This window comes from Lactobacillus sp. ESL0246 (genome assembly GCF_003692965.1).
GTDB lineage: Bacteria > Bacillota > Bacilli > Lactobacillales > Lactobacillaceae > Lactobacillus.
In genome coordinates, this window is sequence record NZ_REHC01000001.1 from 1 (window position 1) to 24,889 (window position 24,889).

Sequence of the window (24,889 nt, forward strand, 5' to 3'; positions counted from 1 at the left end):
TTGTTTGATATCAATAAATTTTGGCAGCATTTTAATAACGAAATGCGCGAACGCTTCAACGAGGTTGCGTACAACGCCTGGTTCAAAAATACTAAACCACTTTCCTATAATAAGGACACTCATGAACTGCGGATCGCTGTCCAGAACCCAGTAACCAAGGGCTATTGGGAGAAGAACCTGTCCTCACAGCTGATCCAGTCGGCTTACGGCTACTACAACATCGAGGTCTTGCCCGTCTTTCAGATCGAGGGCAATTCAACTAGCGAGCGCCTAGTCACACCTAAGCCGCAGACACAGACAACACGTGAACGGCCTCGGCAAGAGAGCTCCAACGTTTTTGTGCGCAACCTCAAGCTTAACGAAAAATATACCTTCGACAACTTCGTCCAGGGCGAAGGCAACAAATTGGCCGCTGGTGCGGCGCTGGCGGTAGCCGACAGTCCCGGGAGCTTCTACAATCCGCTCTTTATCTTCGGCGGCGTCGGGCTCGGTAAAACCCACCTGATGCAGGCCATCGGCCACCAGATGCTGGCAGAACGCCCGAGTGCCAAGGTTGTTTACATTCAAAGTGAAACTTTTGTTAACGACTTTATCAATTCCATCAAAAATAAAACGCAAGATCAATTTCGTGAAAAGTATCGTACCTGCGATTTATTATTAGTCGATGATATTCAATTTTTTGCTAAAAAAGAGGGAATTCAAGAAGAATTTTTCCATACTTTTGAAACACTTTATAACGATCAAAAACAAATTGTGATGACTAGTGATCGCTTGCCAACCGAGATTCCTGATTTATCAGAACGGTTAGTATCACGCTTTACTTGGGGATTACAGGTCGAAATTACTCCACCAGATCTAGAGACACGAATTGCAATTTTACGCAAAAAAGCCGAAGCCGAGAATTTAACGATTGATGATAGCACTTTAGATTACATTGCTTCTCAAGTTGACACGAATATTCGTGAACTAGAAGGTGCGCTCGTTAAAGTGCAAGCACACGCGACGATTGAACATGAAGACATTAATGTTAATTTAGCTCGTGAAGCATTAGCAGACTTAAAATTGGTTCAGAAAAATCAAGGACTTCAAATATCAAAAATTCAAGAAGTAGTTGCAAATTATTTTCAAACTTCCACCTATGAATTAAAAGGAAAAAAGCGCGTGCGGCAAATCGTGGTACCACGACAAATTGCAATGTACCTATCACGAGAATTAACAGACTCAAGTCTTCCTAAGATTGGTCAGGAATTTGGTGGCAAGGATCATACAACTGTCATGCATGCATATGAAAAAATTAGTCGTGAAATTAAAACCAATTCCGAAATCAAAACAGCAGTATTTGATTTAAAGCAGATGCTTGATCGTTAAAAAGTTATTAACTGTGGAAAAATAATAGACTTATTCACATTTTTTGAACCAGTCGAATTACGTTATTTTAAGCGTAAATAACCTTTTCAACAGAAATCACAGGACCTACTAATACTACTAACTTATATATATAATTAACTAAACATGATTATCATCAGGAGGCAATTATGAAATTTACAATAAACAGAAATCTTTTTGTAGACAATCTCAATAACGTTATGCATGCAATCTCATCGCGGGCAACTATTCCAATCTTAAGCGGTATAAAGCTTAGCTTATCTGAAAATGAATTACTTCTAACTGGAAGTGATACAGATATTTCTATCGAAATTCGTATACCAGTAAGTGAAGATTTATCAGTTGAATCAACTGGATCAATTGTTTTACCAGCAAGGTTTTTCAGTGAAATTATTAGACGACTACCAGGTAAAGAATTTTCACTTGAAGTAAAATCCAGTTTTCAAACGCAAATTATTTCAGAAACTAGTGAATTCACGATTAATGGATTAGACGCTAATAATTATCCAAGATTACCGGAAATTCCTGATGAATCAACTTTTACAATTTCTGGTAAAACCTTCCACGAAATTATTAATGAAACTCAGTTTGCGGTTGCGACTCAAGAAAGTCGACAAGTTTTAACGGGAGTTCATTTTACTTTTAGTCCAACTCAAATTCATGCTGTAGCAACTGATTCACACCGGTTATCTAGTCGTGCAATAGATTTGGAAAATGGACCACAAACTAAGACTGATTTGATTATTCCAGGTAAGTGTTTACTAGAACTGGCGCGTATTATCGGTGAAACTGATCCTGAAATTAGAATTTGTCCTGGAAATAATCAGGTATTATTTGAAATTGGTAATATTTTATTTTATTCTCGTTTGCTTGAAGGTAGTTATCCAGATACTGAACGATTAATTCCCAAAGAAAGTACTACTAGTGTGGAATTTGATTTAGTAGAACTTTCAAGTGCCTTGGATCGCGCTAGTCTGTTAACTCACGCTGGTCGCAATAATGTAGTTGATTTGACAATCGATACAGAGAAAAAGACGGTAATACTTTCTGGTGAGTCCGCTGAGATTGGTAATGTTGAAGAAAATGTTAGTTTCAATAAACTAACTGGAGAAAATTTAAAAATTTCGTTTAATCCGGATTATTTGCGTGACGCACTGAGAGCTTCAGTTTCTGACACTATTGTGATGGATTTCACGCAACCGCTTCGACCTTTTACAGTTAATCCTAATAAAACGGACATCAACTTTGTACAATTAATCACACCAGTTAGAACTTTTTAATTACAAACAAAAAAGTCATCGAATGATGGCTTTTTTTATGATCATCTTTGTCAGATGCGCTTAAATAAGTACTTGTTTTTACTTTTTAGCTATTTACTGTTGAAGTATTTGTTTTATAAAAACCGTTTAAACGGCTTTATATTGGCTTTTGAGTTGTCTTTTACTTGGGAAACGAATATACTTATTATAGGTATTTATAGTGGTGAAGGTGGATATTATCAAAGAATTTAAAGTAAGGGGTAATTATATTACCTTGAGTCAATTTTTGAAGGAAGAAAGCATTATTTCTTCTGGTGGACAAGCCAAGTGGTATTTGCAGAATAATCCCGTTTTACTGAATAATGAAACAGAAAATCGACGGGGCAAAAAGCTCAGACCAGGGGATAAACTAGAAGTTGCACAAGAAAAGTATGAATTTCGGTAACTAAGTAAATGTACCTTAAACATTTTAATGCACAAAATTATCGTAACTTACAACAATTGGATATTGAATTTGATCCCAACGTCAATATTTTTATTGGACAAAATGCGCAAGGTAAAACCAATATGCTTGAAGCAATCTGCTTTTTGGCGTTAACACGCTCACATCGGACTAGTAACGACAAAGAACTCATTGCTTTTGGCAAAGATTATGCGAATATTACTGGGCACGTTTATAAGAGTCAAATTGATTTGTCATTACGTGTTTTGCTTACTAAAAAGGGGAAGAAAGTTTGGATTAATCGGATAGAGCAATCCAAATTATCCAAGTATGTTGGGCAACTGAATGCAATTCTATTTTCGCCTGAAGATTTAGAACTTATCAAAGGAGCCCCCTCATTGCGCAGGCGCTTTATGGATCAAGAATTTGGTCAAATTAGTGCTGAATATTTGTATTTTGCTGGTAAGTATAAACAGGTTCTCCAGCAAAAGAACAATTACTTAAAGCAATTAGCCAATGGTTCCGCACATGATATGATGTTCTTAGATGTCTTATCCGATCAGTTAGCAGGAGTAGCTGCAGAAGTAATTGTTCGTCGGTTTAAATTTTTAACTTATTTAGATCGGTATGCTCGCGATGCCTATGCTTATATCAGTGCTGGTAATGAGGAATTGAAACTTGTTTATCGACCATCGGTACGAGAAATTAATGAAACTGATAGTGTTGAAGAAGTTTATCGCAAACTACTGATCAGTTTCCAAAGAAATCAATCAGGTGAAATTGTCAAAAAAACCACTTTAAGTGGTCCACACCGTGATGATGTTGAATTTGAACTTAACGGTAAAGATGCTCATTTGTATGGTTCGCAAGGTCAGCAGAGAACAATTGCTTTAAGTATTAAACTTGCAGAAATACAATTGGTTCACCACTTAACTACTGAGTATCCACTGCTTTTGCTTGATGATGTGATGAGTGAACTTGATCACAAAAGGCAGAGTGCGCTGCTTAATTACATTCATGGTAAGACGCAGACCTTTATTACTACGACAGATTTAAGCGGTATTTCCTGGGAAATAATTAAAAAACCAAAAGTATACCGAATTGAATCTGGACAAATTTATTTAGAAGAGGGGAAATTGAATGGCCGATAACGACAATCAAAAAGAAAATTTTGAGCGGATCAAGCAATATGAAAAAGAAGCTGATAAATATAATGCCAGTCAAATTCAAGTTTTAGGTGGACTTGAAGCAGTTCGTAAGCGTCCAGGGATGTACATTGGTTCCACTAGTTCTCAGGGCTTGCATCACTTAGTCTGGGAGATAATTGATAATGGAATTGATGAGAGTTTGGCAGGCTTTGCAACCAAGATTGAGGTAACAATTAATAGTGATGGCAGTGTTACAGTTCAAGATGATGGTCGTGGGATACCTGTCGACATTCAAAAGAAGACCGGCAGACCGGCACTTGAAACAGTTTTTACTGTTTTGCACGCTGGTGGTAAGTTTGGCGGTGGCGGATATAAGGTTTCTGGTGGACTTCATGGTGTTGGTGCATCAGTTGTTAATGCGCTATCAACTAAACTTGATGTTACGACGATGAGAGATGGGAAAAAATATTATATTGATTTCGATCACGGTCGTGTTAATACTGAAATGAAGATGACTGGGACAGTTTCGTTATCAGAACATGGTACAATTGTTCATTTTTTTCCAGATCCAGATATCTTTACTGAAACAACTTCCTTTGATGACCAAGTATTGAAGAATCGAATTCGGGAATTGGCATTCTTAAATAAGGGCTTAAAGTTGACTTTTACTGATCAACGCAAAGAAAGCGCTGAAACAGATGTCTATCATTACGAAGGAGGTATTCAAGAGTACGTTTCTTTTTTGAATAAGGGAACCGATGTTTTATTTAATGAACCAATCTATGTTGATGGTGACTACAATGATATTAATGTCGAGGTAGCCCTACAATATACCACCGGTTATAAGACTACTTTAATGACATTTGCCAATAATATCCATACTTATGAAGGCGGAATGCACGAAGCAGGTTTTAAAACGGCATTGACTCGTGTAGTAAACGATTATGCGCACAAAGCAAAATTGTTAAAAGATAATGATGATAATCTCTCTGGTGAAGACATACGAGAAGGTATGACAGCTGTTGTTTCGGTTAAGCATCCAGATCCACAGTTTGAAGGACAAACTAAGACTAAACTTGGCAATTCTGATGCTAGGACAGCAGTCGATCATTCATTTTCCGAAACTTTTAATAATTTTTTGATGGAAAATCCGCAAGTTGCACGCAAAATTGTTGAAAAAGCACAGTTAGCTGAAAGAGCGCGGACCGCTGCCAAGCGGGCTCGTGAGGTTACTCGGAAAAAGTCGGGGCTTGAAATTGCCAATTTACCTGGTAAATTGGCCGATAATACTAGTAATGATCCAAGTATTTCAGAATTGTTTATTGTTGAGGGGAACTCTGCTGGCGGTTCTGCTAAGCAGGGCCGCTCACGATTAACTCAGGCAATTTTGCCTATTCGTGGCAAGATTTTAAATGTTGAAAAAGCTTCAATGGATCGTATTTTGGCTAATGAAGAAATCAGGTCCTTGTTTACTGCTCTTGGAACTGGATTTGGAGCTGATTTTGATGTTTCTAAGGCTCGATATCATAAATTAATTATCATGACGGATGCCGATGTCGATGGTGCTCATATTCGAACGTTACTTTTAACTCTATTTTATAATTATATGAGACCTATGATTGAAAAGGGATATGTCTATATTGCTCGTCCGCCTCTATATCAGGTTCGTCAAGGAAAGGTAATTAAGTATCTTGATACTGACGAAGAATTGCATGATTATTTAGGTAGTTTACAACCAAGTCCGAAAGCAACAGTTCAAAGATACAAGGGGTTAGGTGAAATGGATCCTGAACAGCTATGGGAAACAACTATGAATCCTGAAAATCGGCGGCTTGATAGAGTAAGCCCTGAGTATGCTAAAGATATTGATGATGTATTTGAACTATTGATGGGCAACGATGTTGCACCACGACGCAAATTCATTGAGACCAACGCTAAGTACGTTGAGAATATAGATGCATAGGAGGTTTAAATGGATAACGACAATCAAGGTCAAGATCATAGAATAAGAAATGTTGATCTGACTAGTGTAATGAATAGCTCATTTCTTGATTATGCCATGTCAGTTATAGTAGCGCGGGCACTACCTGATGTTCGCGATGGGTTAAAACCAGTACAACGGCGTATTTTATATGGAATGAGTGAACTAGGCGTTACACCGGATAAACCATATAAAAAATCAGCCAGAATTGTTGGTGAAGTCATGGGGAAATTTCATCCTCATGGGGATTCTTCAATTTATTTAGCGATGGCACATATGGCGCAAGATTTTAGTTACCGCTATATGCTAGTAGATGGACATGGAAACTTTGGTTCTGTTGATGGCGATGAACCAGCCGCAATGCGTTATACTGAGGCGCGAATGAGTAAAATTGCGGTAGAAATGCTTCGCGATATCAATAAAAATACGATTGATTGGCAACGTAATTACGAAGACTCAGAAAATGAACCAGTTGTACTGCCGGCTCGAATTCCCAATCTCTTGGTAAATGGGACTAGTGGAATTGCAGTTGGTATGACAACTAATATACCACCACATAACTTATCCGAAGTTATTACAGGGTTACATATGTTGATGGATAATCCTGATGTTACAACAAAGGATTTAATGAAAGCAATTCCCGGACCTGATTTTCCTACTGGTGGAACTATCATGGGTCGTGGGGGAATCTATCGTGCTTATGAGACCGGTCGTGGCAATATTGTTGTTCGGGCTAATACAACGATCGAAGCAGAGAAAAATGGTCGTGAGCGAATTGTTGTGACAGAATTGCCTTATTTGGTAAATAAAGCCGAATTGATTAAAAAAATTGCCGACTTGGCTCGTTCAAAAACAATTGACGGTATTACTGGGGTACGGGATGAATCTGATCAGACTGGTATGCGTGTTACAATTGATATTCGCCGAGATGCCAGTGCTAGTGTCGTTTTAAATAATTTATTCAAACTGACTCAAATGCAGGCTAATTTCGGCATGAACATGGTGGCTATCGCTGATGGTGCCCCACACTTTTTGAGCTTAAAACAGATGCTGGAATATTATCTTAAGCATCAAGAAGATGTTGTTACTCGTAGGACTAAGTTTGAATTAGAAAAGGCTGAAGCTCGAGCACATATTTTAGCCGGCTTAAAAATTGCTCTAGATCATATTGACGAAATAGTTCATATTATTCGTCAAAGTGATTCGAGTGATATTGCTAAAGCGGCTTTGATTAGTCGTTTCGGACTTGATGATAAGCAATCGCAAGCTATTCTAGATATGCGGTTGGTTCGCCTTACAGGGTTAGAACGGGACAAAGTTGAGGCAGAATATAAGGATTTACAACTTAAAATAGCTGATTACAAGGATATTCTTGCAAAAACTGAGCGAATTCATGAAATAATTTACAATGAACTTCTCGATACACAAAAGCGTTTTGGTGACGATCGCCGGACTAAGATTAGTGAGGGTGATGTTATTTCAATTGAAGACGAAGACTTAATTGAAAAGCAAGATGTCTTATTGACCCTGACTCATAGTGGTTATATCAAACGGATGCCAATTAATGAATTTAAGACTCAAAATCGCGGTGGTAAAGGTATTAAAGGAACGGGCATTAAGGATGGAGACTTTATTGAAAAATTGATCTATGCCAGTACGCATGACCTTTTGCTGTTCTTTACTAATAAGGGTAAAGTCTACTCCAAGAAAGCATATGAAATTCCTGAACTAGGTCGCACAGCCAAAGGATTACCAATTGTCAATCTTCTTCAATTTGAAAAAGGGGAGAAGATTGAAACAATCATTAATATACCCGAGGATGCATATGACAAGTACCTCTTCTTTATTACTAAAAAAGGAACTGTTAAACGCACGCAGGTGAGTGAATTTGCTAATATCAGAAATAGCGGATTAATTGCATTAACTTTGCGTGACGGGGATGAGTTAACTAATGTATTGACTACTGATGGTAAGCAGGACATTTTGATCGGTACACATTTGGGTTATGCAGTACGTTTCAGTGAAAAAGCTGTTCGTTCTATGGGTAGAACAGCCGCTGGAGTACGTGGTATTAATTTGCGTGACCATGATTATGTAATTGGATCCGACGTTATTCGTGATCAAGATGAAGTTTTAATTGTTTCTGAAAATGGTTATGGTAAGCGGACTTCTGCTACTGAGTATCCAGTTAAGGGCCGAGGCGGTAAGGGAATCAAGACCGCAAATATAACTGCAAAGAATGGGCCACTTTCTGGTGTAACTGTAGTCGATGGTACACAAAACATTATGGTTATTACCAATGACGGAATTATGATTCGATTCAAGATTGAAGATGTTTCGCAAACTGGCCGTAGCACGATAGGCGTTCGCTTAATTAAGGTTAACGATGGCAACAAAGTTGCTAGTTTGGCACTTGTTCCGGTCGAGGATCAAGTGGCTGAAGAGTCTAAAGATTAGATGGACTAAAAAGAATAAATAATTAAATAAAACAAAAAATTATCAAATATTTTTACGTACTTGTTACTAGAGAAAACGAAATTTCTCATAGGATCACGTGAAGATACTTTGGTAATTTTTTATTTATGTGCTAAAATTAGAAATTGTGAGTAATGAATGATTACTCTCCTTGTTCTTGAATTTTAGCAAGAACCATTTAGTCCAGAAGGAGGTGCACTAGTATGACAACTACTAAGTACGAAATAACTTATATTATTAAGCCGGATATTGACGAAGAATCAAAAAAGGCTTTAGTTGAAAACTATGATAAGGTTATTACCGATAACGGTGGTACGATGGTTGAATCAAAAGACTGGGAAAAGCGTCATTTTGCATATGAAATCAATAAATATCGTGAGGGAACTTACCATATCATGACTTTCACTGCTGATAATGCTGACGCAGTTAATGAATTTGATCGTTTATCTAAGATTGACACTGCTGTTTTACGTTCAATGACTGTTAAAATAGACAAATAGGCAAAGCTTTATCTTTATCGTTTTCGTGATTTAGGAAAGGGAGGACCTATAGTATGATTAATCGAGTTGTACTTGTTGGCCGTTTAACGCGTGATCCTGAATTACGTACTACTGGGAGTGGAATCTCGGTTGCTACGTTTACTCTTGCCGTTGACCGTCAGTATACTAACGCTCAAGGTGAGAGAGGTGCAGATTTTATCAGTTGTGTCATTTGGCGTAAAGCTGCAGAAAATTTCTGTAACTTTACGTCTAAAGGTTCACTTGTGGGTATTGATGGCCGGATTCAAACCAGAACATACGATAATAAAGACGGGCAAAGAGTGTATGTGACTGAAGTTATCGTTGATAATTTTTCACTACTTGAATCACGTAAAGATCGTGAAACCCGTGGCCAAAATGGTGGTTTTACACCAAATGATAATGGCGGTTTTGGTAATTCAAATGCCACTAGTTCGCCAAATATGGGACAATCAAATCAGAATACTCCGATTAATAATCAGCCGGATACAACACAGGATCCATTTGCTGGTTCGGGAGATACAATTGATATTTCTGATGACGATCTTCCATTCTAACTTTTAAAAGAAAGGATCTAGGATATGGCTCAACAAAGAAGAGGCGGCCATCGTCGTCGTAAGGTTGACTTTATCGCAGCCAACCATATTGATTACGTTGACTACAAGGACGTTGATCTGTTGAAACGTTTTATCTCAGAAAGAGGTAAAATCTTACCACGTCGTGTCACTGGCACTAGTGCTAAGAATCAACGTAAGGTAGCTAAGGCAATCGAAAGAGCTCGCATTATGGGCTTGTTGCCGTTTGTTACTGAAGATTAATTAGCTGAATAAAATAAAATACACTGAGCCAATGTTGGCTTAGTGTATTTTTGTATACAGATTTAAGCTTTATGGTAAGAGTTTCTTATCCCGTGAATACAAGGTATAATAATACTAATGTAGTTTACATTAATTTAGGAAGGATCTTACATGAAAGATTTTTTACGTAAGCTTGAATTTCCTGCTTTTATCAAGGATTCACGGTTAACGGCTTCAGTCCTAGTTATCTTGATTCTGTCGCTATTAGGCAGTATTGTAGCGATGATTATGAATCCATTATTCGGATTAGCAATGGTTGTAATTTTTATATTAACTGTTGCCTGTACCGTTTATGGTGCCTATGTCTTGGCTGGCAATGCCAATAATTTTGCTGTTAGCTTGTCATATCGAATTAAACGTAGCGAGCAAGAAGCGATGATCAAGATGCCACTGGGAATTTTGCTTTATGACGAAGATAGGCAAATCCAGTGGGTAAATCCATATTTACAACTTTATTTAAAAGATGATGATTTGATAGGACACACAATTAAATCGGTTGACCCAGATTTAGATGAATTAATTGACGATTCAATCAAGTCTAAAACTGCAGAAAATCATGTTGTTAACTGGGATGGACATCAATTTGAAATGGTCATTCAGGATAATTTAGGAGTTGTTTATTTATTAGATATTACGCGTTACGCTAAAATTGAACAACGCTATAACAACGAACTATTGGCGATTGGTCAAATCTTTATCGATAATTATGATGAATTAAGTGAAACAATGGGTGATCAGGAACTAACAGCGACGAGCTCTTATGTTCAAAATACTTTGAGTGAATATGCCAAAAAATTTAATGCATACTTAAAGCGAATAGATGAAGATCACTTTTTGTTGTTAGTTCATATGCAAGATTTGACAAAGATGGAACAAGATAAATTCTCTGTATTAGATAAAATGCGAATGGAAACGAGCCGTAATAATACACCATTGACTTTATCAATTGGGATTGCCTTTGGAAGTAGTCTGATAACTGAACTGGCTGATCAGGCACAATCTAACCTTGACTTAGCATTGGGACGTGGTGGCGATCAGGTTGTTTTGAATCAACCTGGCAAGGCTGCGCGCTTTTATGGTGGAAAATCTAATCCGATGGAAAAAAGAACCCGTGTGAGGGCTCGTATGGTTTCGCAGGCAATTAGTGAGCTGTTTAAAGAAGCGGATCAGGTTTTTGTTGTTGGTCATGCCAATCCAGATATGGATTCAGTTGGTAGTGGTATTGGTGTAGTTAAAATTGCTAGATTACATGGTGTTAAAGCAAATTTTGTCTTAGATCTTAATAAGACTAATTATGATGTAGGACGATTAGTGATCCAAATGAAGCAGGCTAAAGATAACGCAAACTTGTTTGTTTCGCCTGATCAAGCTCTAAATAGTGTGACAAATAAATCAATGTTAGTAATGGTTGATCATTCAAAATACTCAATTACGTATTCGAAAGATTTGTATGATCGATTGAAGAATCGAATTATTGTCATAGATCATCATCGCCGCGGTGAAGAATTTCCAGAAAATCCAATGCTGACATATGTTGAACCATATGCTTCTTCTGCTAGTGAATTAGTAACAGAAATGGTTGAATATCAACAACCAAGTTCTGGTAAACGAATTTTAACTGATCTTGAAGCAACAGCAATGTTAGCTGGAATTACGGTTGATTCTAAGGAATTTTCTTTACGAACGGGAACAAGAACCTTTGATGCTGCTAGCTATCTGCGTTCAATTGGTGCCAGCTCGGTAGGTGTAACTGAACTGCTCAAAGAAGATATTGAAAGCTTTTTGGAAAGGATTCGTTTAGTTAGCAGTCTAAAGATGATCAAGCCGAAGCTGGCGGCTTTATGTGGATCGAATGATAAAATCGTCGATCCAATTGTTACGGCACAAGCAGCTGATACTGCTCTTGATATAGAGAATGTTGAAGCGAGTTTTGCAATTACACGTCGTGATAAGGATACAATTGGTATTTCTGCTCGTTCAATGGGTAATATTAATGTTCAGGTTATTATGGAAAAATTAGGCGGTGGCGGACACTTATCGAATGCTGCAACTCAGTTAAAGAATATAACGATTGAGCAAGCACTTGATAAATTGGTCGCAGCGGTTGATACTTATGAAAAAGAAAATGAATAAAAGGAGAACAAAATGAAAGTTATTTTTACTGAAGACGTTAAAGGTCGCGGCAAACGCGGTGAAGTTAAGAATGTTCCTGATGGTTATGCGCAAAACTTTTTAATTAAACGAGGATTAGCCAAGGCTGCTACCAAAGCTAATATGCATACGCTTGAAAGAATTAATGCTAATGAAAAGGCTGCATATGAAAGTGAAAAAGCCGAGGCAGAAAGGATTAAAGCACTTCTGGAAAAAGATGAAACAGTTGTCAATTTCAAGTCAAAGGCCGGTTCTGATTCACGTTTGTTTGGATCAATTTCAAGTAAGAGAATTGTTGAAGGATTAGAAGAGCAATTTGATATTAAGATCGATAAACGTAAATTAAGCTTATCTGAGCCAATTAAAACATTGGGGTATACAAATGTCCCAGTTAAATTATTTAAGGGTGTAGAAGGCAAAATTCGCGTTCATATTACACAGCAAGATTAAGCTTTGAATTAGATTCTGATAAAAAGTGGTCATAACTAATGGATAATATTGTCTCACAGCAAATACCGCACGATGATGAAGCAGAGAAGGCAGTCTTAGGTGCAATTTTTATTGATCCTAAATCAATTGCTGATGCCAGTGCGGAAGTACAACCTGATGATTTTTATAAAAAGGCTAATCAGTTAGTTTTCCAAGCAATGTTGGACATATCTGATCGTGAAGATGGAATTGATCCGCTAACTTTGCAGGATGAATTGACTAAAAAAAATCAACTGGATGATATCGGTGGAATTGCATACGTTTCTGAACTAGCAATTGCAACGCCAACGGCAGCACATGTTGTCTATTATGCAAAAATTGTCCATCGTAAAGCTCTTTTACGCCGGTTGATTTCCGCTAGCCAAAAAATCATTACTAATGCTATGCAGGATTCTGATGATGTGACGGAAATTCTTGATAACGCTGAAAGTGAGATCATGAATGTTTCTTCAGAAAATAGTACAAATGGTTTTCGAAGCATTAAGGAGATTGTTAATTCAACAATTGAGGAAATAAATGACATTCCTGAAGATGGAAACATGGTTACAGGTTTGCCTACAGGATTTGTCGAACTAGATAAAATGACAACTGGTTTACATGAAGATGAACTTGTTATAGTAGCCGCACGTCCTGGTGTCGGTAAAACCTCGTTTGCTTTAAATATTGCCCAATTTGTTGGACTACATACTGAAAAAGCAGTTGCAATGTTTTCCCTAGAAATGGGGGGCGAGCAGTTAGTTCAGAGGATGTTGGCTTCTGAGGGATTAATTAATTCTCAACATTTAAGAACAGGACAATTAGATGAAGAGGAGTGGCGTAAACTAATTGTTGCGTCGGGCTCCTTAGCTAATGCCAAAATTTATATTGATGATACTCCGGGAATTAAGATGAGCGAGATAAGAGCACAATCTCGGCGTTTGGCCAAGGAAAAAGGTAATCTTGGGTTAATTGTGATTGACTATTTACAACTTATTGAAGGTCCACGTAGTGAGTCTAGGCAACAAGAAGTTTCGGCCATTTCTCGGCAGTTAAAAAAATTAGCAAAAGAACTTCATGTTCCTGTAATTGCATTATCGCAATTGTCGCGCTCTGTCGAGCAACGACAAGATAAGCGTCCAGTTTTGTCTGATATCCGTGAATCAGGTTCAATTGAACAGGACGCAGATATTGTTTCATTTTTATATCGTGAGGACTATTATCGTGAAGAAGATCAAGACGAAGATAAAAATCCCGAAGTTGGTGCAGAAGAAGATAATGGCGAAGTAGAGGTTATTATTGAAAAGAACCGTTCAGGAAGTCGAGGGACAATTAAGTTGATGTTTTCAAAACCGTATAATCGCTTTTCAAATCTCGATTATACTCATCATCAGCCTGAATAATAAAAAACAATATAAATTATAATCATCAAGCTCCAAGATGATGGTTTGAGGCTTGATGATTTTTTGATTACAAAATTGAGCGTTTTCAGTGACAAACAGTTGTTTTAATTGTACTATTAATAGAGTAAGAGAAATTTTCACTAATTTTTTTAGGGAAAGGACATAATATTATGGCTGATAAAGGATTTAAAGATAAGTTAGCTGGTAAAGCTAACGAAGTTAAAGGCAAAATGCAACAAGCTGCAGGCGATGTTAAAGACAAAGCTCAAGACGCAGCTGAGAATGTTAAAGATAAAGTCGAAGATGTTAAAGACAATATGAAGAAATAATCTTCAATTAAATAAGGCTGGGAAACAATTAAGTTTCCCAGCCTTATTATTATGTTCCACATGAAACAACTAATGAAGTTTATCTTGAACATTAGGAGGTAATTCTAAATTAGGACGCTCAGAATCATAGAATTCATAGAAAACGGGTGCTTTATTAGAATCGTTACTCTTGGGGTATAGCTCATAATTATTGGTCATTAGAGGCATAGTTACGTTGTTTTTGTATGAGTTCCAGATATTGCTGAAAATTTGGGCAATTAGTTTGCGCTCTTCTGGATCAAGAGTCATGAGCACCTTGCTCAGGCGGTAAGTACCAACTAGCTTATTATTGGTTAACTGATGCAATTCATGGATATCAGAGTTTTCAAATGCTTCAAATAAATCAGAAAAAGTTTCATCTCTCTTTTCTTGAGGAATAGAATTGTTAAAGTTAATTAATGCATGACGAATTACGCGACTGCCAGCAGATAAACCATCAGCTAAGGTAAAACTATCACGCCCTACTGACCAGCGACGTGGATCGTGCTGATTACGCATGGCAGCTGTGCTTTTGACAACGATAGTTTGTTCGGGATGGTCAAGCATTGCTCCAAAAATTGAGCCTTGAGGGATATATGTTCTCATTTTTGCCATCGTTTTAATAAAACCGGGACTAGTATAGACTTTGTGAAAATATCCTGGGCCATCAAAATTAATTGCCTTAATAACACGTTCTTGAATTTCTGGTTTGACTGCGCTCAAAGCGTATTGCGCAAAATTTCCTCCTTTTGAATGCCCGACTAAGTAAATCCGTTGGTTAGGAAATTTCTTAGCAATTGTTTCCAAATATTCGGCTGCAACATTTTGTCCGTAAATTTCGGGCAAAAAATTCATCCGCATGTCTTCTCTCCAGCCAATCATCGTACCGTCAGTTCCACGAAAAGCAATTACAATTGTCCTTTTATCGATAGCAAAAGTCGCAGCACTAAATTGTAATGGGTGAGGTTCTTTTTCTAAGCGATTAGTCCAATCAAGAATTTTTATTTTACCAATTCTTGGGCTCTCCGGTAATAACATAACTTCAGAAGCAGTTTCTGAATGCATCTGGTTTTGGAAGGTAGGTAAATCTTGTAATTTACCTGCCAATTCGCTAAGTGTATGCTCAATAACAGAATTATCTGCAGGTAAATATACTAAGGATGATAATAAAGAAGCGTCAACGCTATTAAATGGTCTTTCGGAAAATGTAATATCGCCACGCCAACGTAAATAATCTAGTGAACCAGCCATAATATTATTACTCCTTCCATTAATAAACTATTTCTATTGTATAATCCTTATGACAATAATGATTAAATTAAGACTGAAAAAGCAATAGACTTAACTATTGCTTAAAGATTAGTACTTAACTATTTATCGATAGTGGCATAACTAATGCGCTTAATGTCTGGATACTTGCGCAAGGCCATAATGATATTATTTTCATCGATATTATTGTTTATAATCCCATCTACAAAAAAGATAATTCGTTCATCACTAACATACATGATTTTAACCGAAACATTCTCTACATAATTAGCAGTTAATTCTTTCTCAATTGTTTGCAAAATATTAGGTTGATTTATTGCTTCAATTTGAATATTAAAGCGAATGTGGCGAATAATTTGATCAATTAGGTTGTCATCATGAAACAGCATTTGAATTATAAACAAGAATATGGTTGTAGCTATTCCTAACAAGTAAAGGCCAGACCCTATCGCCGTTCCGATAGCTGCAGTGGCCCAAATCCCAGCAGCAGTAGTTAAACCAGAAATTTGCTGTTTTTTAACCAAAATAGCACCGGCACCGATAAAAGAAATGCCAGTAACAATTTGAGCAGCAATTCGTGATGGGTCCAAGGCAATATTCGGAGTTTTCAATAAATCGGCAAAGCCATATTTGGAAATAATCATAAAGAGTGCAGATGAAAAAGCAACAACAATATGGGTGCGGACACCAGCACTTTTTCTTTGAATAGCACGTTCATATCCAATTAATGCGCCGCATAACGATGCTACGATAATTCGCAGTAGCCATGAAAATTCCATGGCAAATTGTGATGAAACAAAAGACATTCTATCCCTCCAATTTTTAGATCATAATGGTATTATAACGCTAAAAGACAATAATAATTAGTACATGAAAAAATTGGAGAAATAATTGAAAAGCACTTGCTTAATCTTTAGGAATATGGTTAAATAAATATCGTTGTTGAGTTAACAACGCTGACTTAGCTCAGTTGGCAGAGCACGTCACTAGTAATGATGAGGTCGGAGGTTCGAATCCTCTAGTCAGCATAAATAAGCTTTAAGAAGTCTATTATTGAGGTTCTATAAATATCTTGATAATAGGCTTTTTTTGTGTTTTTAATTTTTAGTTGATAGTTATGCAAAGTTGTTAATATTTAGCTTTTGCCACACAAATGCCACAAAAGTAGAATTTGGTGATTTTTGTGTGGTAAAAATAAGTTTGTTCTTTAATAAGTGCCGATTTATCAAGCTTTTGAAGAGATGTTGTTGTGTGTCCAATGTAAGTTATTTTTGGAAAAAATAAAAAGATAGAATGAAAATCTATCTTTGATGGTATTTGTTAAAGTTTACCAAATTCGGATATCCACTAATTAAGTCTACTGTGATCAAGACCTGTACCCGTTGAAAAATAATAAGTATTTCTAATTTGCGAAATGGCATTATCTATGAATTCAGTTTGTTTTTGGATATCAATATTTTTGTTGTCCTCATTTAAAATATTTGATGATATTTTCTTAACGTTTGAATCTAAATCTTCGAGCTGCTTACTTATTGAGTTAAGACAAATAGAAAAACTAATTCGCTTATATATATCAGTAATTCGATAAGTAACTGTACTTACGAATTCAAGTTTATTTGTTCCTACTAAGGATTCTTGAAATTTGCTATCTTTAAAAAGAAAAGGGAAAGATTCTTTCCAAAAATCATCAACAGCATCTATACGAGGATACTCTATCCCACTTGAAAAGGTTAGTTTGTTTCCATTACTGTCATAATAATAATTCATTGGCCTAACAGATTCATTAAGAATATTATGAAGATATGACAGTATTGCATTGTGAGTCTCATCATCATCCTGATAATTAAAAAAAGCTGTGTGAAGTAATTGTAGAAGATTTTCATTAATATCTTCTGATTTATATCCTTGACCAGATAAATAATACTCTGAAACGTCAAGTGCATTTGCTAGCTTTTTGAGTGTTCGTTTTGATGGGTAAATAACCCCGCTTTCATATTTAGCTATGGTGCTTCTCGAAATTCTAATACCTTTTTCTTGAGATAAATATTCGGAAAATTCTTCTTGAGTTTTCTTAAGCTTCTCTCGTATATCTTTAAGTCTAAGTTGGGTCATAGTATCCTCCAATATTAATTAAATTATACCATGATTGAAGCAGGAGCAAATGATTAGATAAATTAATTTGCAAAAAATCATTGATAGTATTAGAATAATTTATATATTTATGAACAATATTTTTTATAATTTAAAAAATGAACATAAATAAAAATATTAGTAATTAGCAAGATTAAAGGAGAACATCATATGGTACAAAATTCGTCAAACAAAGAACTATCGACAGAAGTTGAAAGTCGTAAAAGTAAAAATACACCTATTCAAAGTTTAAGAATGGGAGCATTGCTACCAATTATTGGTAGAGTATTTGTTTTACAAGGAGGTTATATTGATAAGAGTCCGGACTTTAACAATAAAGATAAGACTAATGTGAGTGCGATCCATGAAGTAGTAGTGACTTCTAAAAATGCTAAGTTGCCACTCGGTACACGTTTGCAAGTAAAAATTAAAGGAGGTGAACTGTTAGAAGTAGAAAATGATTCTACTGGCTTTTTATTAGGAACAATACATAAAGTTGTTGCTTTTGATAATTTGAGTCACTGGACATTTAATGGAAAAGAAGGACTAAATGCAGAAAATATTAGAATATTAGGTATAACACCAGAAGAAGCAATGAAATTATAAAGGAGGAGTGAAAAATGAAAAATCACAAAATAATTTTTAATACTAAAAACCCGTTGTGGTTAAACAACGGGTGGAGAATATTGGCATTCATAACTGCAGCAATTACAATTTTGATCGATTTCATGTTGCTGACAGTTCATGCTATTACCATTAGAAATCTATCTAATTTAGCATATCCTCTATTATTAATGATACTACCATTTGGTGGTATAGCTATAAAATTTTTACTACAAGCTAAGTATTATTTTCCATTAAAGAAAGTTGTCAGAGCTGCTAGTTTAATTGATTATGATCGAATTGAGGGTAAATCAGATACCAAAAAAATTGTCAATGCTGTAAAAATTGAAGTTGAACAGTGTAACAATATTATTTATATTACGTTTCTGACTAATGGCATTAAAAATCATGAAAATGTGAGACAACTTTCTGATATTTTGTCTGATGTCTTAAAAATGAATTGTGAAAAAACATATGATTTATTTGGCAAGGTAACTTACAAGTTATATAAAATGCCTGAGTTTGGAAAGAAAGTTAGTGATTATGATTTCTTCTAAAGATCAAGGATATATAACATTGACTTCAACAATCAAACTTAATTTTAGAGGCAGTCCTGGGCTTCTTCTTGTTGGCCGTTCAGGTATGGGTAAAACGCAATTAGCAACATATATTTCTTTGAAGTTTATGTCACAAATGCAAGGCGGGCTATTAATCGTTGATAATAAACGGTCTGACTTATCTACTTTAAGTAATTATCTTAATGATGGCGATCAAGTTGTTGCTACTACTGTGGGACAAACTGCAAAGTTATTAAGAAATATGGTTGATAATATGAACAACCGTGCTAGTCATTTTAGAGGTAATTTTGGTCAAGATTGGCTTGATTATAATTTGCGACCGTATTTGATTTTGATTGATGAAGTTGCAGCATTAATGGCAGAAACGACTACTAAAGAAAAGAATGAATTAATGTCCTTATTACGACAATTAATTTTAAAAGGACGGCAGGCAGGAATTTTTGTGATTTTGTCGGCGCAGCGATTAGAGGCAACGGTAATTGATCGTTCTTTAACTTTGCAATTAGGCAATCGTATTATTATGGGTAATGCTGACAGTGAGACTTATCGAATGGTATTTCCTGGGATTGACACAAAAGAATTGCCTAGAATCCCAAATAAACCAGGTTTTGGCTTAATTGAGATAGATGGACAAGCTAACATTTTGCCTATTCCCTTTGTCGCACCTGATATGTCTAGTGTCAATGTACCTAATGTAATTAGTAAGCTAGAAAATAATTTCAATTGGAATAACTTTGCTGATGAAACAGGTTATTGGCAGTAGTTAAAACGTTAGGCAGCCCGCTGGCGGGAACTGTGTTCCCGAGTAGCACGTCCAAGCGGAGCGTGCGGGCTACCCCCGTATAATAATATGGGGGTAACGGAGAATTTTTGAGGCAAAAATGCGAGAAATTAATATGATTAGCATTGACCAAATTAGATTTTACATTCCGTATGTAGCAAATACATTTCGTATCGAAGATGTAGATGAATTACGGTTAGCAAATAAAATTTTTGCTCTTTCAGATTATTTTGAAATTAAAGCTGAAAGTAAGGGTCAAAATGGTTATTCAAAAAGCTATAATTTTGGTTCTAATGAAAAGAAATATGTTTCGGTAATGTGGAACCCTGACAGAAAGGACATGGGAATTTCAATCGATTTTACTGCTGTTGGTAAAGCTGTCTATGAAGCATTGGTTGCAGATTATACTGGTTTAAAAGTTGATTGGCAAAATCTCATTAAGCAGGTTTATTTAGAATATCAAGGTCATGTTTCAAGAATTGATATTGCAACTGATTTAATTGACTATAATTTTTCGGCTGATTCAATTGCTAAAAGAATTATGAATCAGGAATTGATATTTTTAAATAAGCAAGGTAATCGAATTCCGTCCGTACGTTTGAAATTTATTAGTAATGCTGAAAAAGTAGAAACTATTTATGTTGGTGCTAGAACTAGCGATTGTTTTCTAAGGATTTATGATAAAAAGATTGAGCAAGATCGACCTGATGGACGTTATCGAAGTATGTCTAAAGGCTGTCATGATTGGGTACGTCTTGAAGGCGAATTTAAAGGTAAAACAGCTCACAAAATCGGCGAATTAGTAGCTAAATTGAATAAGCAAGATATTTATTCAGACCTGCTAGGAATTGTATTAGAGCGGTGGTCGCTAGTTGAATACAAAAAAGATTAAGGAAAAATACAATCTTGCACCAGAATGGAAAGTTCTAACAGAACTAGCGAGTGGACTAGGAATTAATAATTTGGATCAAGAAAAAGCTAATTTAGACTTGTCATTAAACAAAACAATAATGTGGTTTTTATTAGATGGAGCTGCAGGTGTTTTGTATTTAATTAAGGACAATTATGGTTGGATAGGTTTAAATCAGTTTTACCAATTTTTAAATCAGTATCTTGATAAGCCTAATCAAATAGGCGGCGTTAAGCTATCAGATTCATTAATTAGAAAATCGCAATTCATTAAAACTGAGAGTTCTAGGCAAGACTTTTCAAGAATATTAAGTAATTTACAACAAGAATTAAAGGATAGAGATACAGGAAAGGAAAAATAATGTTTGGTGATACATTATTGAATGCACGGCAAATAGCCCAAAAGCTAGGTGTGAGTTATACATATTTTTTTAAGTTAATTGATAACGGGTGCCCATATCATCAATTAACAGAAGCTGGACGTAAATATTATGTCTTTGATGAAGTACAAGCGTGGTTACTTTCTAAACAAACATGTAAGGTCGTGAAGAAATAAATGGCAATCACGTTAATTAAAACTGGTAAGAATGTTGGTAAATATCGCGTTAGAATACAGCCAACAGATAATGAAACTGGCAAGACTATTTCAGTACCAAGTAGAATTACTAAAACGACTAATAAACGTGAAGCTAAGCAATTAGAAGAGAAAATGTGGGTAAGTTATCGTGAACGCAAAAATTTTGCGTTAGATGTGTTAAATCAGCCACTTGCAGAGGCTTTAAATCGATATGTTGAAGAAGAATATCGTTTAGGTCGTTGGTCGTCAATTACTACGTATGATAATTGGAAGTATACGGTTAAATTAGTGTCACGCTTCTTTGGTAAAAAGAAAGTTTATGCAGTTAAAGAAAAAGATGTTCGTAATTTTGCAAGAGAATATGTTAGAACACACCAGGTAACTGTTACAGCTCATAGTACGATTGCTAGGCAATTACAAAATTTGCGAGGTTTCTTTTTCAGTTTACAAGATTATGGCTTAGAAAAAAATCCGGTACCAATTAAGGCATTATCAAAATTTTTTAGACGTGATGAAATGGTGTCACCAGCTAAAAAATATGTTTTTACAAATGATGAAATTGCTAAGATTGAAGCTGAAATTTATCGTCAATTAAATACAACTAGTGTCAGTCATTGGACTACTAAAATTGCAATTTTAATTGCTTTGCAAACTGGTATGCGACCACAAGAAATTCAAGGCCTTAAATGGTCTAATTTAGTCACTGATGGTAAGTATAAAGTTTTCAGAATAAATAATTCATGGAATGAAAAAGAAAAACAGTTTAACGGTCATTTGAAGAGTAGGCCTAAAGGCGAATTTAGACTAACCTTGCCCCTTCCTGAACCACTTTTACAGTTATTTGAGAAGTTTAAACATCGTCAGAATAGATTTCTCTTTGAGCATGATATGGCTAATAAAAATGATTTAATCATGTTGAATATTAAGGATTATCGTTTGTGTGCATTAGGCTATCCAGTAGTTCAAAAAAGCATGAATGATATGTTAAAAAACATTTGTGAGCAAGTCGGAATAGATAGTAATGGTCTAAATATTAGTATGTACACTTGTCGGCATACGGTAGCAACTAAGTTGGGCAATACTCCAGGAATGTCTTTTCCGTGGGCAGCAAGTCGTATGGGTCATACAGTCAAGATGTTTATGAAAACTTATGTGCATGTTGATGAAGATAGAAATATTGAGATGTCAGATTTAGTTATGAATGATAATATTACTAATAGATTTAATACCTAAGTTTAAGACTGGTTTTTCAAAATAAGAGTATAGTAAAGTTATTAGAGTTTTATAAAGGTAGAATATATAATAATGGTTAACTAGCTTACTTGTGTGAAAAATATTGTCATTGAAAGGAATGATTATATGGAAAAACAATTAAATTCTTTGTATGAATTATTTAATAACACTATATTTAGGATACCAGACTATCAACGAGGATTCGCTTGGACCGAAAGCGAAATCTCTGCTTTTTGGAATGATATCATAAATTTTGATATTTCAAGCTCTTATTATATGGGTGTTATTACTACAGATAAAATTGATCGCAAAGATTACGATGATGTATTGCCAAATGATTCTTGGATTGTAGATCTTGGAGGATATACGCCACTATATGTTGTTGATGGACAGCAAAGACTTACTAGCATAATTATATTAATATCTGCAATAGTTAAAAATATGAATAAAAACAATAGAAAAGTAATTAATATTTATAGTATTGATGATATTAAAAAAACTTTTTTAGTAAAATATAAAGGCAACTCTACTAAAGATTATACTGTTTTGTTTGGATATGATGATAAAAACTCTAGTGATGCATTTTTTAAAAGTAAAATTTTAGGATTAGATACATATAATGTAAATATAATAAATAACAAATATAATCAAAATTTAAAAGATGCATTTTCTTTTTTTATTGATAAACTTGATAAGTTATCATTTAGTCAAATTCAAGAACTTTATTTGAAGTTGACAACAAAAATATTATTTAATATGTATCAGATAGACCATGAAATTAATGTCTTTGTGACATTTGAAACTATGAATAATAGAGGAAAACAATTATCAACTTTAGAATTGTTAAAAAATAGATTGATTTATTTAAGTACTCGCTTTCATAGAAAGTACAAGATAAATGGTGAGGCTGTACGAAAACAAATAAATAATTGTTGGAAGCAATTATATGATTTTCTTGGTAAAAAACCTGAAAAGATGTTATCAGATGATGAGTTTCTTACAGCTCATACGATTACATATTTTTTCAAGCATCATAGTAAACATGAACTGCTAGAAAATTATTATAGAGATGGATTTAGGCATTTTTTATTAGATGAATATTTTACAGTTAGTAACATTGAAAATGATAAAATAAAACCAGATAATATATTTGATTATGTTAGCAGTCTTAATAAAAGTATGAAATATTGGTATTCTTTTAATTATCCTATGGATATTAGTGTTAATCCAGGTTTTGATAAACAGATTCGTATTTATTTTATGAAGTTAAAGTTACAAAATGATATTACTTATAGAGGATTTAGACGTCCACTAGAGGATTGGAAAGTATTATCTCTTTATTACTTCTTGACAACAAATGATAATGCAAAACGTAAAGGCTTTTTGAGAAGGTTAGAGCGAATATATTTTATATATTCATTATGTGATGCTAATCCTACTAGTATATCAATTAGAGTTTTAAAATCTAAGTTGAATTTTGACAATTTGCTTGATAATTATAATAATCTTGATAAAGATATTGAAAAATTTCTTAGATCTGACGAATTTAAAACGTGTTTTTCGAAATTATGTGATGAATTATCTAGGAATGGATTTTATAAAGAACATAATCTAATTACTTTTCCAACTAAATATATTATTTCGGAGTATATACTTGATCTATATAAGAAGGCTAAGGAACCATTGACTCTTGAATTTGTTAATAACCTATATTTTGGAAATGATAGTGATGGCGTTCCATCTATTGAACATATATATCCCGAGAAGCCTAATAAAAGTAATAACTGGAATACTTTTTTCAGTAAGTATACCCAAACTGAAAAAGTTAGAATTAAAAATTCTTTGGGTAATTTACTTGTAATAAATAATAAAAAGAATGAAAAAATTGGTAACAAGTCTTTTAAAGATAAAAAGGAACATGGACATGTGGGTTACAAATTTGGAACTATTGATGAGCAAAGAGTAGCTAGTAATGAACAATGGACTATAAAAGAAATAAAAACTAGAGGATTAGAAATAGTCAATTTCATTAATGAACATTGGGGAATTCAAATTCCTAGAGATAAGAGAATCGAATTTATTGGATTAGGGAAAGTGGATATAAATAAACAATAATTTTGTTTTATGAATGTTGAATTTCTTGTTCGTTCCACAAATTCAACCACAAGCTTTTCTCACACATAGTTAGAAATATTGGTTTAATAAAATTAAGAATCATAAGCCTCTACACTTCTAGTCGCATAATTTAAATTTATGTAAGTTAGTTATCCTTTGTGTATCAAGGTTTTAAGTAGATACGCAAAGGATAATTTTTGTTTGAAAGGATAATTAAGAACACAAACAGAACATAAAAATTACTATGTTCCGTGGCTGATTT

General features: G+C 34.8%; 24 protein-coding genes and 1 tRNA gene. 22 read left to right on the forward strand and 3 right to left on the reverse strand.

Annotation, left to right across the window (positions count from 1 at the left end; all coding sequences use genetic code 11):
- From dnaA to F5ESL0246_RS00065, 13 genes are all read left to right on the forward strand, one after another.
- Nucleotides 1-1,368, forward strand: a 1,368-nt coding sequence (gene dnaA, locus F5ESL0246_RS00005) for a chromosomal replication initiator protein DnaA (RefSeq protein WP_233553481.1), incomplete at its 5' end; no start/stop codon positions are given.
- 167 nt (nt 1,369-1,535) lie between these two features.
- Nucleotides 1,536-2,666, forward strand: coding sequence for a DNA polymerase III subunit beta (gene dnaN / locus F5ESL0246_RS00010; RefSeq protein ID WP_122017513.1), 1,131 nt, complete (start codon nt 1,536-1,538; stop codon nt 2,664-2,666).
- Nucleotides 2,667-2,868: 202 nt separating this feature from the next.
- A complete protein-coding gene (gene yaaA / locus F5ESL0246_RS00015; protein WP_199688543.1) occupies nt 2,869-3,090 on the forward strand; it encodes a S4 domain-containing protein YaaA in 222 nt (73 codons plus the stop codon).
- 8 nt (nt 3,091-3,098) lie between these two features.
- The gene (gene recF / locus F5ESL0246_RS00020) at nt 3,099-4,238 is read left to right on the forward strand and encodes a DNA replication/repair protein RecF (protein ID WP_122017515.1); all 1,140 of its coding nucleotides are present in this window, start codon (nt 3,099-3,101) and stop codon (nt 4,236-4,238) included.
- Nucleotides 4,228-6,198 (forward strand): DNA topoisomerase (ATP-hydrolyzing) subunit B, encoded by a 1,971-nt coding sequence (gyrB, locus tag F5ESL0246_RS00025; RefSeq protein ID WP_122017516.1) that lies wholly within the window; start codon nt 4,228-4,230, stop codon nt 6,196-6,198. The genes recF and gyrB overlap by 11 nt, the downstream gene beginning before the upstream one ends.
- 9 nt (nt 6,199-6,207) lie before the next feature.
- Nucleotides 6,208-8,673: a DNA gyrase subunit A gene (gene gyrA, locus F5ESL0246_RS00030; RefSeq protein WP_122017517.1), complete on the forward strand. Its 2,466-nt coding sequence runs from the start codon at nt 6,208-6,210 to the stop codon at nt 8,671-8,673.
- A 221-nt stretch (nt 8,674-8,894) separates the two neighbouring features.
- Nucleotides 8,895-9,191 (forward strand): 30S ribosomal protein S6, encoded by a 297-nt coding sequence (gene rpsF, locus F5ESL0246_RS00035; RefSeq protein WP_122017518.1) that lies wholly within the window; start codon nt 8,895-8,897, stop codon nt 9,189-9,191.
- A gap of 53 nt (nt 9,192-9,244) precedes the next feature.
- The gene (gene ssb / locus F5ESL0246_RS00040; RefSeq protein ID WP_122017519.1) at nt 9,245-9,766 is read left to right on the forward strand and encodes a single-stranded DNA-binding protein; all 522 of its coding nucleotides are present in this window, start codon (nt 9,245-9,247) and stop codon (nt 9,764-9,766) included.
- Between the two features lie 24 nt (nt 9,767-9,790).
- Nucleotides 9,791-10,027: a 30S ribosomal protein S18 gene (gene rpsR / locus F5ESL0246_RS00045; protein ID WP_090093298.1), complete on the forward strand. Its 237-nt coding sequence runs from the start codon at nt 9,791-9,793 to the stop codon at nt 10,025-10,027.
- A gap of 150 nt (nt 10,028-10,177) precedes the next feature.
- Nucleotides 10,178-12,199, forward strand: a complete 2,022-nt coding sequence (locus F5ESL0246_RS00050) for a DHH family phosphoesterase (RefSeq protein ID WP_122017520.1) — start codon at nt 10,178-10,180, stop codon at nt 12,197-12,199.
- 12 nt (nt 12,200-12,211) lie between these two features.
- Nucleotides 12,212-12,667, forward strand: a complete 456-nt coding sequence (rplI, locus tag F5ESL0246_RS00055) for a 50S ribosomal protein L9 (RefSeq protein ID WP_122017521.1) — start codon at nt 12,212-12,214, stop codon at nt 12,665-12,667.
- Nucleotides 12,668-12,705: 38 nt separating this feature from the next.
- Nucleotides 12,706-14,085, forward strand: a complete 1,380-nt coding sequence (gene dnaB / locus F5ESL0246_RS00060) for a replicative DNA helicase (protein ID WP_122017522.1) — start codon at nt 12,706-12,708, stop codon at nt 14,083-14,085.
- A gap of 170 nt (nt 14,086-14,255) precedes the next feature.
- Nucleotides 14,256-14,414 carry a YtxH domain-containing protein gene (locus tag F5ESL0246_RS00065; protein ID WP_122017523.1) on the forward strand — a complete coding sequence of 53 codons (159 nt, stop codon included), beginning with the start codon at nt 14,256-14,258 and terminating at the stop codon, nt 14,412-14,414.
- Nucleotides 14,415-14,483: 69 nt separating this feature from the next.
- Here the strand turns inward: F5ESL0246_RS00065 and F5ESL0246_RS00070 are convergent, their stop codons facing one another.
- A complete protein-coding gene (locus F5ESL0246_RS00070; protein WP_122017524.1) occupies nt 14,484-15,683 on the reverse strand; it encodes a DUF2974 domain-containing protein in 1,200 nt (399 codons plus the stop codon).
- Nucleotides 15,684-15,802: 119 nt separating this feature from the next.
- A complete protein-coding gene (locus tag F5ESL0246_RS00075) occupies nt 15,803-16,507 on the reverse strand; it encodes an MgtC/SapB family protein (RefSeq protein WP_122017525.1) in 705 nt (234 codons plus the stop codon).
- A gap of 149 nt (nt 16,508-16,656) precedes the next feature.
- Here F5ESL0246_RS00075 and F5ESL0246_RS00080 point away from each other — a divergent pair.
- Nucleotides 16,657-16,729 (forward strand) — tRNA-Thr (locus tag F5ESL0246_RS00080).
- Between the two features lie 319 nt (nt 16,730-17,048).
- Here F5ESL0246_RS00080 and F5ESL0246_RS00085 read toward each other — a convergent pair.
- A complete protein-coding gene (locus F5ESL0246_RS00085; protein WP_122017526.1) occupies nt 17,049-17,813 on the reverse strand; it encodes a helix-turn-helix transcriptional regulator in 765 nt (254 codons plus the stop codon).
- 189 nt (nt 17,814-18,002) lie between these two features.
- On the opposite strand from F5ESL0246_RS00085, the gene F5ESL0246_RS00090 reads away from it, so the two are divergent.
- The 8 genes from F5ESL0246_RS00090 (at nt 18,003) to F5ESL0246_RS00125 (ending at nt 24,627) form a co-directional block, all read left to right on the forward strand.
- Complete coding sequence (locus F5ESL0246_RS00090) at nt 18,003-18,437, forward strand: hypothetical protein (RefSeq protein ID WP_122017527.1); 435 nt, start codon at nt 18,003-18,005, stop codon at nt 18,435-18,437.
- 14 nt (nt 18,438-18,451) lie between these two features.
- Nucleotides 18,452-18,991 carry a hypothetical protein gene (locus F5ESL0246_RS00095; protein ID WP_122017528.1) on the forward strand — a complete coding sequence of 180 codons (540 nt, stop codon included), beginning with the start codon at nt 18,452-18,454 and terminating at the stop codon, nt 18,989-18,991.
- Nucleotides 18,978-19,775, forward strand: coding sequence for an ATP-binding protein (locus tag F5ESL0246_RS00100; RefSeq protein WP_122017529.1), 798 nt, complete (start codon nt 18,978-18,980; stop codon nt 19,773-19,775). The genes F5ESL0246_RS00095 and F5ESL0246_RS00100 overlap by 14 nt, the downstream gene beginning before the upstream one ends.
- A gap of 118 nt (nt 19,776-19,893) precedes the next feature.
- Nucleotides 19,894-20,685, forward strand: a complete 792-nt coding sequence (locus F5ESL0246_RS00105; RefSeq protein ID WP_122017530.1) for a replication initiation factor domain-containing protein — start codon at nt 19,894-19,896, stop codon at nt 20,683-20,685.
- The gene (locus F5ESL0246_RS00110) at nt 20,666-21,064 is read left to right on the forward strand and encodes a hypothetical protein (protein ID WP_122017531.1); all 399 of its coding nucleotides are present in this window, start codon (nt 20,666-20,668) and stop codon (nt 21,062-21,064) included. Before F5ESL0246_RS00105 ends, F5ESL0246_RS00110 begins: the two co-directional genes overlap by 20 nt.
- Entirely contained in the window at nt 21,064-21,258 is a 195-nt protein-coding gene (locus tag F5ESL0246_RS00115) for a hypothetical protein (RefSeq protein WP_122017532.1), read from the forward strand. Before F5ESL0246_RS00110 ends, F5ESL0246_RS00115 begins: the two co-directional genes overlap by 1 nt.
- Complete coding sequence (locus tag F5ESL0246_RS00120) at nt 21,259-22,512, forward strand: tyrosine-type recombinase/integrase (protein ID WP_122017533.1); 1,254 nt, start codon at nt 21,259-21,261, stop codon at nt 22,510-22,512.
- 126 nt (nt 22,513-22,638) lie between these two features.
- Entirely contained in the window at nt 22,639-24,627 is a 1,989-nt protein-coding gene (locus F5ESL0246_RS00125; protein ID WP_122017534.1) for a DUF262 domain-containing protein, read from the forward strand.
- The last annotated feature ends 262 nt before the right edge of the window (nt 24,628-24,889 follow it).